The 11,937-nt window shown below is 46.7% G+C and carries 11 protein-coding genes; 1 reads left to right on the top strand and 10 read right to left on the bottom strand.

The annotated features are described in order from the left end of the window. Window positions 1-75: 75 nt before the first annotated feature. The 10 genes from HMPREF1139_RS06825 to HMPREF1139_RS06870 are packed head-to-tail and all read right to left on the bottom strand — an operon-like array spanning window position 76 to window position 9,557. Window positions 76-528: a hydrogenase 3 maturation endopeptidase HyCI gene (locus tag HMPREF1139_RS06825; protein ID WP_009650730.1), complete on the bottom strand. Its 453-nt coding sequence runs from the start codon at window positions 526-528 to the stop codon at window positions 76-78. Further along, entirely contained in the window at window positions 528-872 is a 345-nt protein-coding gene (locus tag HMPREF1139_RS06830) for a formate hydrogenlyase maturation HycH family protein (RefSeq protein ID WP_009650684.1), read from the bottom strand. Before HMPREF1139_RS06830 ends, HMPREF1139_RS06825 begins: the two co-directional genes overlap by 1 nt. Next, the gene (locus HMPREF1139_RS06835; protein ID WP_009650704.1) at window positions 869-1,693 is read right to left on the bottom strand and encodes an NADH-quinone oxidoreductase subunit B family protein; all 825 of its coding nucleotides are present in this window, start codon (window positions 1,691-1,693) and stop codon (window positions 869-871) included. The genes HMPREF1139_RS06830 and HMPREF1139_RS06835 overlap by 4 nt, the downstream gene beginning before the upstream one ends. Further along, a complete protein-coding gene (locus HMPREF1139_RS06840; RefSeq protein ID WP_009650701.1) occupies window positions 1,690-2,229 on the bottom strand; it encodes a formate hydrogenlyase complex iron-sulfur subunit in 540 nt (179 codons plus the stop codon). The genes HMPREF1139_RS06835 and HMPREF1139_RS06840 overlap by 4 nt, the downstream gene beginning before the upstream one ends. Next, window positions 2,226-3,962 carry a hydrogenase large subunit gene (locus HMPREF1139_RS06845; RefSeq protein ID WP_009650660.1) on the bottom strand — a complete coding sequence of 579 codons (1,737 nt, stop codon included), beginning with the start codon at window positions 3,960-3,962 and terminating at the stop codon, window positions 2,226-2,228. The genes HMPREF1139_RS06840 and HMPREF1139_RS06845 overlap by 4 nt, the downstream gene beginning before the upstream one ends. A 2-nt stretch (window positions 3,963-3,964) precedes the next feature. Then, complete coding sequence (locus tag HMPREF1139_RS06850) at window positions 3,965-5,440, bottom strand: hydrogenase 4 subunit F (RefSeq protein ID WP_009650669.1); 1,476 nt, start codon at window positions 5,438-5,440, stop codon at window positions 3,965-3,967. Window positions 5,441-5,442: 2 nt separating this feature from the next. Next, window positions 5,443-6,087 (bottom strand): hydrogenase 4 membrane subunit, encoded by a 645-nt coding sequence (gene hyfE, locus HMPREF1139_RS06855; protein ID WP_169767380.1) that lies wholly within the window; start codon window positions 6,085-6,087, stop codon window positions 5,443-5,445. A gap of 1 nt (window position 6,088) precedes the next feature. Then, on the bottom strand, window positions 6,089-7,009 hold the full coding sequence (locus HMPREF1139_RS06860) for a respiratory chain complex I subunit 1 family protein (RefSeq protein ID WP_009650736.1): 921 nt from the start codon (window positions 7,007-7,009) through the stop codon (window positions 6,089-6,091). Between the two features lie 9 nt (window positions 7,010-7,018). Then, entirely contained in the window at window positions 7,019-8,986 is a 1,968-nt protein-coding gene (locus HMPREF1139_RS06865) for a proton-conducting transporter transmembrane domain-containing protein (RefSeq protein WP_009650740.1), read from the bottom strand. A gap of 1 nt (window position 8,987) precedes the next feature. Then, window positions 8,988-9,557: a 4Fe-4S dicluster domain-containing protein gene (locus HMPREF1139_RS06870; RefSeq protein ID WP_009650659.1), complete on the bottom strand. Its 570-nt coding sequence runs from the start codon at window positions 9,555-9,557 to the stop codon at window positions 8,988-8,990. Window positions 9,558-10,076: 519 nt separating this feature from the next. Here HMPREF1139_RS06870 and mnmG point away from each other — a divergent pair. Beyond that, window positions 10,077-11,936 carry a tRNA uridine-5-carboxymethylaminomethyl(34) synthesis enzyme MnmG gene (gene mnmG / locus HMPREF1139_RS06875; RefSeq protein ID WP_050998743.1) on the top strand — a complete coding sequence of 620 codons (1,860 nt, stop codon included), beginning with the start codon at window positions 10,077-10,079 and terminating at the stop codon, window positions 11,934-11,936. The last annotated feature ends 1 nt before the right edge of the window (window position 11,937 follow it).

An 11,937-nucleotide genomic window follows, 5' to 3' on the forward strand; every position in this document is an offset into this window, starting at 1 on the left:
CTAAATTTACAAACAAGATAAATTTAGCCAAACCATCAAGGCAAACCGACTACCTTAAACGAATCAAAGCCAAATTCAGCCCTGCTCGCTTAAATTCCTCTCGATCTCCAAAATTCTCTCGTAAGCTTTTTGGGCACTATTTTTCGCGCTCTTGCTCAGGCCTTCTTTAAAATCAAGCACGTTCTCAAGTAGCACGCTAATGCCTAAAAAAAGCGTCTTAGGACAAATTTTACGCAAATAGCTAAGCAGCACCGGAGTAGGCAGGTTGTGCGTCGAGTAGATATAGTCACGTTCGTCACTAAGGTCGAAAAACTCGATCTTGCCGTCGTCAAATCCACTCATCGCATCGACTACGATAAGAACGTCCGGAGCAAATTCGCGGATATTTGCAAATTCGTTCTCAGGCACGTCCTCGCCGTAAAATACTCTCCAGTCGCTTAAATTTTGCGTGACTATCCGTCCGACCTCATTTCCAACGTCATCATCACCACGCAGAGGATTTCCTATGCAAAGAAGGGCTTTTCTCATCAAAAATCCTTTCTAAGCACAAGATATCCTTCGCGTAAATTCATCAAAACCTCTTTAAGCTTACACTCGCAAAGCTCGGGCAATAGCTTGGCTATATGCTCGGCAAAAATTTCGACTTCGAAATATTTGCTTAAATTTCCGATCTTGAATTTCACGTATTCGCCGGAATTTTGCAAGATCCTCTCAAACTCGGCGTCGTCGATCTCCAGGACCTTCTCGCTAAAGTCGATCGTGCCTACGCCGTGCCCTACGCAAGTGGAGAAAATTTTGATCTCCTTTAGCTCGCGCGGGAGCTTGTCATTATCGTCCATATGGCGTTTAGTAAGCTTAAAAACTTGTATCATCTCTTGCTCCAAACCTCGCTATCTACGTCGATAGCAAACTGAGCGCCGGCTTTGGCGTATTTTAGATAGACGTCGTTATGTAAAAGCGCCATGCACTCGGCATATCTTGGATCTTCCTCTTTCTTGATCGCCTCGAGCATAGCCGTGCGAGCGGAATTTGGATCATGCACGTCGCTGGCAGTTTTTATGGCAACCATGTATTTATCAAAGAGCGTCCTACCAAATATATAGCTCATCAGCCTCTTGCTCTCGGCTTGTAAATCGCGCTCGAAGAGGATGTCTCCGATGACTGACTTTTCTACCGGAGGCGGCAAGGTGCTGTCATCTTCGTAGCTTTTTTTATGAAGCTTTTGATCGATGATGCCAAGAGCCATGCCAAGTCCGTAGATCACACTTGCCGGATGAGGAGGACAGCCCGGGATATAGACATCTACCGGGATGATCTTGTCTATGCCGCCCCAAACGCTGTATGCGTCGTGGAAAATTCCGCCGCTGCTACCGCAAGCTCCAAACGCTACCACGATCTTTGGATCGGGTGCCGCCTCGTAAGCGCGAAGGAGCGGATAATACATCTGCCTAGTCACAGGGCCCGAGCAGATCAAGATATCTGCGTGGCGAGGGTTGGCTACTAGCTTGAAGCCAAAGCGCTCAGGGTCCCACATCGGCGTGATGGCGGCGAAAATTTCTATCTCGCAGCCGTTGCAGCTGCCGCAGTCTATCCTGTAAACGCTGAAGCTTCGTTTGATATTTTTTAAATGCTCTAACTTCGCAGTTAGGTCGTTTACCGTTTTAATGTCCTGCGGGACTTGATACATACTCATTTTATCGCCTCCTCTATGCCCCTTGTGAGTCTGTGAGCAGACTGCGCTTTTTTGCACTCAGGGCAGGTAAAAAGATATTCGTTCGCGTCATCTAGTCTGCCGGGGAGTAAATTTGCCGTTTGTAATTTCTCAAGCGTGAAATTTATCAGCCTTTTTGGCGTGAAAGGCTTGCCGCAGCACTTGCAAGTTTGCATCTCCAGCTCGCCTCGTTGTATGAGCGCACTTTTGTCAAATTTCACCGCTAGCTCGAAGCTATCGCTTAGCCTCACCGCTCCGGTCGGACAAACCTCGTCGCAGCGTCCGCAAAATATGCAGCGTCCGCAGTCAAATTCCCAAACGAGCCTATCTTGAGTCTCGTTCATCTTTAGCTCGATAGCGTTTGACGGACACGCTATACCACACGCCGCGCAGCCTATACAAAGCTCGTAAGTGTAGTTTGGCTGACCGCGGAAATTTTCAGGCACGATGTATGGCTCAAAAGGATACGCATAGGTCGCTTTGCCGTATTTTTCGGTTATGTCAAATAACTTCATCATCTTAAATCCTTTTTACTAACCCCGCCGATCTGGCAGAATTTCTTAAGGTCTTTTTCGGTCAAAATTTTGCTCTTTTTGCTCCTTACATCCACTACCGTGACACGCTCGGTGCATGAGTAGCAAGGATCGAGCGAACAAACGATGAGCGCAGCGTCGGAGATGTTGTTTCCGCGGAATTGATAGCGAAGGCTCGGCCAGTTGTTATACGTAGCCGCGCGGCATCTCCAGCGATAAACCTTTTGCGCGCTTCCTTGCATGATCCAGTGCACATTTTCGCCGCGTGGCGCTTCGTCGTGGCCAAGGGCAAAATTTTCAGGCTTGATCATCGTTTTTGGATCGATCATTATCGGTGTTTGAGGCATCATTTCAAAGCACTGACGTATGATGTGGATGGACTGCTTGAGCTCTTTATACCTTACGATCTCGCGGCTAAGCACGTCGCAGCCATGCTCGACGGCGACTTCAAATTCTATTTGCTTAAAGAAATCATACGGATGATCGTAGCGGTTGTCGCGCTTAAAGCCAGAGCCGCGCATATTAGGACCTACCGTGCTAAAGTCGCGGGCTATGTTACGATCTAATATACCAACGCCTCTCCAGCGTCCGATCTGGCGCTTATCCTCCATCACGGCATCCCAAATTTCAGAAATTTGAACGTCAAGTTTGTTGATGATCTCGATGCCCTTTTTGATCTCGTGATTTGTCATATCGCGTCTTAGTCCACCCATGATGACGTTGCCGTATGTCTTACGACCGCCAGTAACAAGCTGAGCTAGCTCCATAGAGTACTCGCGCACCCTAAAGATATGCATGAAAGCGTTGTAGTTGCCCGTTACTTCGCAGGCTAGGCCGATATTTAAAAGGTGGCTGTGAAGGCGCTCGATCTCAAGGCAGATGACGCGGATAGCTTGTGCGCGAAGTGGAATTTCAAGCTTGATAGCCTTTTCTGCAGCCTCGATACAAGCGATCGCGTGAGCGTAACCGCAAATTCCGCAGACGCGCTCTGCTAGATAGCCCATTTGATCATAGTTCATACGATTTTCTGCGAGCTTTTCCATACCGCGATGCTGATAGAAAAGGCGGTAGTCGGCGTCTATGATCTCATCACCGTCGCAAAATAGCCTGAAGTGTCCAGGCTCGTCGCTCGTGACGTGTAAAGGTCCAAGCGGTACGTCTACTACGGCATCTCCCGTCGGAAATAAAAATTCCGCATCAGGCTCGTCTCTGTGATCGACCGGATCAGGGCGGTAGCGGTAGTCCATCGCATCTTTTCTAAGCGGGTGAAGGCCGTCCGGCCAGTCATCGCTTAAGACCAAGCGGCGGCGATCAGGCAAGCCCTCGGCTACTAAACCAAACATATCAAAGGCCTCTCTCTCATACCAAACGCAAGCTGGCACTAGCGGAGTGACCGAAGGAAATGTCGGATCTACGCCCGGTATCAATGTCTTTACGGTTATGAAGCATTTATCCTCGGGCGCAAAATCATCGTCCGCAGTCATCTTCGAGCCTTCCATAGATAAGGCGTAATAAAGCGCGAAACAGCCGTTTATCTCGCGCTCATCGTTTGGTATCATCGTGCTTATAAAGCCGCCGATATCGTAATACAGCGTCTTTACAGCCAAAGGCAGATCGTTGCGCTCTACGAGGACGGTCACTTGATCGTCGGCTTGGCGAGTCACTTCGAGGATCTTTACCTTCGTTCTTAAAATTTCTATAAATTTATCACCACGCATTTTTAAGCTCCCATCATTATTTTAACGCCGTTTTCGACCAAGGTGTAAAAGCTATCTACATGCCATACACCAAAGATGATAATAAGCGCACAAAGCGCGATAAGCGGTAAATTTTCCATGAAGCTCATCTCTTTGTTATGGACTATCACGCCTTTTGGTTCGCCAAAGCTCGCCATATTAAAGTGCGCGAAGTCAGCGACGAAGATAACGACAAGCGCGATGGCAAACAGCGCTACGGCGACGTATTGGCCGCTCATTATCGCGCCTTTAAAGACCGTAAATTCGCTGACGAATATCGCGAATGCAGGCACACCGACTAGCGAACAGACAGCAGCGCCAAACATCACGGTAGTTATCGGAGCGATCTTTATCATGCCGCCCATTTTGCTCATATCCTTGTGTCCGTAAATTCTAGCGATGTTGCCGGTAGAGCAAAACGCTAGCGCTTTAGTGAAGCTGTGAGCTAAGCAGTGGAATATCGCTGCAAAAAGCCCGAACGCTCCGCCGATACCAAGAGCAAATGCTATAACGCCCATGTGAACGATAGAGTGATACGCGAACATCCTCTTTACGTTGTGCTGTCTGATAAGGAAAAAGCCCGCTATGAAAAGCGTGATAGTTCCTGAAACCAGCATGACACCTTGAACGAACTCAGGACCTACGGCTTGAGCTGTGATAGCGTAGTATCTTAAAAGCGCGAGCATCGCACATTTTAAAAGCACACCTGAAAGCAAGGCTGAAATAGGAGCCGGGCCTTCGGCATGCACGTCAGGCAGCCAAGTATGTGTAGGCGCAAGGCCCGCTTTCGTTCCAAAGCCGATAAGTGCGAAAACAAAGATGAGCTTTGCCGCATCGGGATTTAAATTTTTAGCGTTGCTCATTATGCTGGTAAAGAGCATAGACCCTTTGCCGTCTGCAAGCGTGCTAAACGTAGCAGAGTAAAGAAGCACGGTCGCATAAAGTGCAAAAGCCAGACCGATAGAGCAAAGAACGATGTATTTATAGCCGCTCTCTGTCGATTTTTGATCTTTATGGATGGCGACGAGAAATACTGAAGCCAAAGTCGTAGCCTCGATCGCAGCCCACATAAAGGCGACGTTGTTACAAATGACGCTTAATGTCATCGTAAAGATGAAAACATGGCAAAGAGCGTAGTATTTTCTAAGCTCGCTTGTGTGGATGTGTCCGTCCTCGAGCTCCCATTTCATATAGTAGATCGAATACAAATTCACCAAAAAGCCGGTTACGGCGATGAGGATCAAGAACACACAGCCAAGGCTGTCTAAAAATAAAAATTTGTCGTAGCTATATAGTGTGCCTTCGCTTAAGACCTTAGCCACATTGCTAAGCAAAGCCACAGACGTAATAGCCGAAACCACCACGTGAAGAGTGCTTAAAATTCCGTAGCTTTTAGGACTTAGGAACAAAAGCAACGCACCAAGGAGCGGTAAGATAAGTATCAAAGTCAAACTATCCATCTCTAACCCCTTAAATTTGACGCCTTAGACGTATCAAGGCTGTCATAAGCTTTATAAAATCTGATAGCAAGAACGCTCATTATGATGACGGCGAATATCGCATCTGTCAAAATTCCAAGCTCAACTAGCTCGTGTGAGTTGTAAGCCATCAAAGCAAGGCTTAGATGTATGCCGTTTTCAAACAAGCAGTAAGCCAAAATTTGCTTGATGAAAGAATTTCTTAGCATGAAGCCAAAAATTCCCATCATGAAAATCGTTCCGGCTGCGATGAGCATGATCTCCTCTTTGATAAGAGAAAATTTCAAAAATATCGGATGGATGCTCATAGAAAGCGCCAAAGAAAATCCCATCGCTATGATAGGACTTACGAAAAATCCCGCTACCGGCTCGTCCTCGCTGACTACATTTAGTTTTTTGATGAGCCAAAGCAAGATACCAGGCACCAAGATGACTTTCGTAAAGAAAGCTACGATCGCCCACATGCTTAGCTGCTCGGCGTCAAATTTCTTTGAAAGCAAGAAAAATATGCTCACAAGAAGCAAGGTCTGAATAGCATAAACGATGACGGAGAGCTTTAAATTTCTAAGCCCGAATACCGCTAGGGATGTCACTATCATACAAATCGCTAATGTATCTAATACTCCCATCTCACACCCCCACAACATAAAGCGTTAAAGCTACAAACGAGATCGCTAGAGCACCAAGAGCGTTTCTGCGTAAGCTCGATGTCATTTTAAAGCGCGGTCCGAAGTTGTCGATAAAGACCGCAGCGACGTAAAAGACTCCGGTTTTGATCACAAATACTATGATGGCTAGGAATGGATTGCTAAAATTCCAAGGCTCGAAAATAGTAAGGAAAAGGCCGATCATCGCAAATTGTTTTAAGATAAGCGCTGCTTGAACCAGCCCAAGATCGCTACCTGCATACTCGCCAAGCAGGCCTTCTTGAAGCTCTTGCTCGGCCTCTGCCAGGTCAAACGGCTTTCTGCCGGTCTCAACATACATACACCACAAAAATGCGATAGAAGCGACCGCGAAACTTGGGATCTGATATCCGATCACGCCGTTTCTTACCATCTCTTGAATTTCGACTAAATTTGAAGTCTTAGCCGCTAACATCACGACGATGAGGCACATTATCATGACTGGCTCGACATAAACGGCTAGCATTTGCTCCCTACCGCCACCGGTAGCAGCAAAAGGGTTGCCGCTATCAAGCGAAGCCGCACCGAAAACGAAACGTAGCAACGCACCTAGATAGAGGATGACAAAGATATCCGAATACGCTCCAAATACCGTCTCTTTGCTGTATGTTATAGGTATAGCCGCCAGTATAGCCGCAGATGTTGCGAACAAGAAAAACGGCGCCCATCTAAATACCCAGTGAGAGCACTCAGGAACAGTCCTTGAGCGTCTAAATAGCTTTATGATGTCGCGATATGTTTGGAAAAAGTCGCTACCTTGTTTTGACTGGAGTTTAGCACGAAGCTTTCTTGCCATGCCGTCAAACAAAGGCGCGACTAAAACGATAACTACGACTTGAAATATCATTAAAAGTATAGTTTGCATGTTCGCCTCCTAAACCAAAAAGTAGCCGATGGCAAGTATAGCGCAGAGATAAACAAGGATATAAAGCGTATATACGTTCGTATAGCCGCTTTGGACTATGCCTATCTTGTCGGCAAATTTCATGCACCATTTGATGACCGGCTCATATATCATTCCCCACCAGATATCTTTTGGATGGTTGTGATACTCTATCGCGTCGAAATAATTTCTGGTAACGACTTTTTTGTTGCCTTTAAAGAGCCACTCCATTATCTTTCTAAGATCGCCGGTGAAAGGACCGCCTGTCATTTGCATGCGAGGGCTGTATTTAAATCCGCAAGCCCAAGGATCAGTCTCTCTTGGTTTGCTTCTGTTCGCTTTCATAACGGCAAGGATGATAAATGGCAGTATCATAGTAGAACACAAGATGATAGCAATGAGCGGAGTAGAGACTACACTTCCTAAAGGCGAAGTGATAGCTGTTGAGCCAAGGCTAGCGTCATATCCGCTTACTGTGATGGAATTTACAGCTTTCATGATGTAATCAACTATCACGTTAGCACCCACGCCAAAGCCAACGCAGCCTATCATCAAAACGACCATTCCAAGCACCATGCCTATCGGGCTTTCTTTAGCATTTTCCCAAATTTTCTTATCGCGCGGTGTGCCTGCGAAGATGACTGCATAAAGCTTCAAGTGCATACCGACCAATACGCCGGTCAATGCAAGCGCTACGACTGAAAGCGTAAATGCGTATCTGACTAAAATGCTATCTCCCATCGCACCTTGAAGCATACCTTGATATGTGAGCCACTCTGAGACGAAGCCATTTACCGGTGGGAGTGCGGCGATACCCATGATACCTATAAACATACCAACAGCCGTCCAAGGCATCTTTTTAGCTAGACCGCCAAGGATGTCCATGTTTTGAGTATGTGTCGCATGGATAACCGAACCCGCGCAAAGAAACAATAAACCTTTGAATATCGCGTGGTTTACTACGTGATAGCAGCCTGCTAAAAAGCCGATGGCGGCTAATGTCATATTTCCTGCTGCAAGACCGTAAATTCCGGTGCCTAGACCAAGCAAAATGATACCGATATTTTCGACTGAGTGATAGGCAAGAAGTGCCTTGAAGTCGTGTTGGCAAAGTGCGTATAAAACGCCAAATAGCGAACTGGCCGCACCAAGTATAAGAATAGCTAAACCAAAATAGATGCTAAGCGGCAAATAAAGCGTAAATTTAACTAAAGTGAATAACGCGACCTTTATCATAACGCCACTCATGAGAGCTGAGACGTTTGACGGAGCGGCCGGGTGAGCTTGCGGTAGCCAAACATGAAAAGGCCACATACCGGCTTTACTACCAAATCCTACTAAAAATAGTATGAATGTAGCCGCAGATGCGCCCATCGGCATTTTGACGTTCATAAATGTGCTAAATTCTGAGCTACCGGCGTAATAAGCGATGATGAGCAGACCACAGGTTATACAAAACGCACCGATTTGCGCGATACCAAGATAAACCATGACCGCTTTTAGCGTATTTTTACCATCGTTTACCAGGATAAGGAACGACGAAACCAGCGTCATAAGCTCCCATAAAACGACAAAGCAAAATACATTGTCCGCGCTGATTACTAAGAGCATAGACAAAATGAACGTGCTGAATAAACACGCAAAGACGCCTACATTTGCTTTTTTGACGTATTCATCAGCGTAGCTCATGCCGTATACGCTACTGGCAAAGCCGATGAAAACGACGACGAAACTAAAGAAATTTCCAAGCGGGGTCAATGCAAATTTCGGTGCATAGAGGAAATCTCCGATCAGCGTGAAGCTGTCGTTCATACCCATATTCGCCACGAAATGGCACATCGCATAAAAGCAGCTTAACGCGCTAAGGCCAAAGCCCACTTTCACAGCCGCTTTTGGCGCACCGTAAAGCAAGATACTGATGACGGCGCTGACAACAAATAGCATATAAACAGTTACCATCTTATGCTCCTTGTCCGTTTAGAATTTTTTGCGCGAAGGCGTTTGCGACTTCGTATTCTATTCTATTGCCGAGTTTATGTTTGCCGCTTTCAGGATCGATCATGATGATCGCACTGGTCGGACAAACATCGACGCATGCAGGGCCGTTCTCGCGTCCGTAGCACATATCGCATTTTATAGCGATATTTTTTGCGCCTGATTGACTCTCGATCTCAAGGTAGTATTTTGGCTCGACTGCGTAATTAACAGAAGGCATGAGCTCAGCACTGGAGCTTATCGCACCGTAAGGACAAGCGATGGTACACATCTTACAGCCTATACAGATCTCCTCGTGAAGCTCGATGCAGTTATCGTCAAAGCGTAACGCGCCGGTAGGACAGACGTTCGCACAAGGCCCGTCGTCGCACTGCCTGCACTGAACAGGCATGACACCGCCTGCTTGCCTTAGCACGCTCAGCCTCGCTTTTGAAAGCTTGCCGCGTTCGTATGCGCTTTTAAAACAAGCCGCCATACACGTAGCACAGCCTATACAGCGCTTCGCATCGGCTATCACAAATTTATGTTGTTTCATAAATTCCTCCTAATACAACAAGGCTGTTACGCCTTGATTACTTGTAACTTGATTTTTAATCACCTGATTTGAAGAGATATGTAAATTTTTTCTTGCAGACTGGAATTTCACCCTTTTGCTAGCGGTTTGGGTGCAACAGGTCTTGCAAGAGAGGTTAGAATTTAACATATCTCAAGCACTCCTTCCTAAAATATTTACGGTAATTTTATACTTTTTCGCGATCAAATTCTGTCAGCTATCTGACGAATTTTATATTTTTCAAACTAAATTTTTATTTTATATTATTTTAAGAATATAGCTTTAAATAGCTATATTTAGGGGCTATACTATAAATATGCTATTTTTATAGTATCTATATTTTACTTTATGGTTACAAGTAAATGACATTTTCTTTAAGATAAAATATTAAGTCTATAAGCAAGGCTTAAATTTCATAATAGTAAATACCAACAAGATCAAATTTATTCGCTCGTCAGCCATTTTTTGTTAAAATCGCTTCATTTTTTCAAAGGTAAATTTATGGATAAATTTGACGTGATAGTCGTTGGCGGCGGGCATGCAGGTATCGAAGCCAGTCTGGCGGCTGCAAAAATGGGTAAAAAAACGCTTTTAATAACGATCCTAGCCGAGCAAATCGGTGCAGCCAGCTGTAATCCCGCAATAGGAGGCCTCGCCAAAGGGCATCTGGTAAAAGAGATCGACGCGCTGGGCGGGCAAATGGGGCTCACGACCGACGCCGTTGGCATCCAGTTTCGCGTGCTAAATGAGAGCAAAGGCCCGGCAGTGCGCGGCTCGCGCGCTCAGATCGATATGGATCGCTACCGCGTGTATATGCGAAATTTGCTGCTAAATACGCCAAATTTAGAAATTTCCCAAGAGATCGCGACTGAAATTTTAAGCGCAAACGAGCAAATTACGGGCGTAAAAACCCATCTTGGCAACGTCTATGAGACTACAAAGCTCATCATCACGACTGGCACGTTTTTAAACGGGCTCATCCACGTGGGATTTAATAAGCTTAAGGCCGGTCGCGTCGGCGAGCTAAGCTCTATAAATTTAAGCCAAAGCCTGCGAAATTTAGGGCTTGAAATGGGACGGCTAAAAACGGGCACATGTCCTAGGATCGACGCGAAGACAATCGATTTTAGCGTGCTTGAAAGGCAAGAGGGCGACGCGAAGCCGGCGGCATTTTCATTTAGGACGCAGCACTTCGCCCCCGAGCAACTGCCCTGCTACATCGCCTACACGAACGAGACCACGCACGAAATCATCCGCTCAAATTTTGACAAAGCACCGCTCTTTACGGGGCAGATCGAGGGTATCGGGCCTCGCTACTGTCCGAGCATAGAGGATAAGATCAATCGCTTTGGAGACCGCGACAGACATCATCTTTTCATCGAGCCACAGACCCGCGAGGCGAGCGAATACTACATCAACGGCTTTTCAACGAGCCTGCCTTACGACGTTCAAGTCGCGATGCTGCGCTCCGTGAGGGGCTTTGAAAACGCGCGCATCGTGCGGCATGGATACGCGATCGAATACGACTACGTCGTGCCTACGGAGCTAAAACACAGCTTAGAGACCAAAAAAGTGCGCGGGCTGTATCTAGCCGGGCAGATAAACGGCACGACAGGCTACGAGGAGGCGGCGGCTCAGGGGCTGATGGCGGGCATAAACGCCGCGCTAAATTTAGACGCCAAAGACCCGCTCGTTTTGCGCCGCGATGAGGCGTATATCGGTGTTTTGATCGACGATCTAGTCACCAAAGGCACGAAAGAGCCCTACCGCATGTTCACGAGCCGTGCGGAGTATCGCCTGCTGCTACGCGAGGACAACGCAATCTTGCGCCTTGGCGGATACGGCAGGGAGCTCGGGCTCATTGACGATGAAACGCACGCTAGGATCGAGCAGATCCGCGTAAATTTAGCCAAAGGGCTTGAAATTTTAAACACGAGAGAATTTACGCCATCAAAGCAAAATTTAGAATTCCTTGCGGGGCTGGACGAGGACGTCATCAGCGAGAAAGTCACACTGCAAAAGATCGTCGCCAGAAAGAGCTTCACGAGCGAAAAGCTACGAAAGCTGGACGCGTTTTTTGAAAATTTGGACGAGGCGAGCTTGGAGCAAATTTTAACAGAGTGCAAATACAGCCACTACATCGCCGAGCAAAAAAATCAGATCGATAAAATGAAGGATATGATGAGCGTGAAGATCCCTGAAAATTTCAGCTTCCGCGGTATCAGCGGGCTAAGCAACGAGGTCGTGGAAAAGCTCGAGAAATTCGCCCCTCCGACACTCTTTGCCGCGAGTGAAATTTCAGGCATTACGCCGGCTGCGATCGATATTTTGCATATTTATATCAAGATGAGTCAAAGATAGC

Source organism: Campylobacter sp. FOBRC14 (assembly GCF_000287855.1).
Classification (GTDB): Bacteria; Campylobacterota; Campylobacteria; order Campylobacterales; family Campylobacteraceae; genus Campylobacter_A; species Campylobacter_A curvus.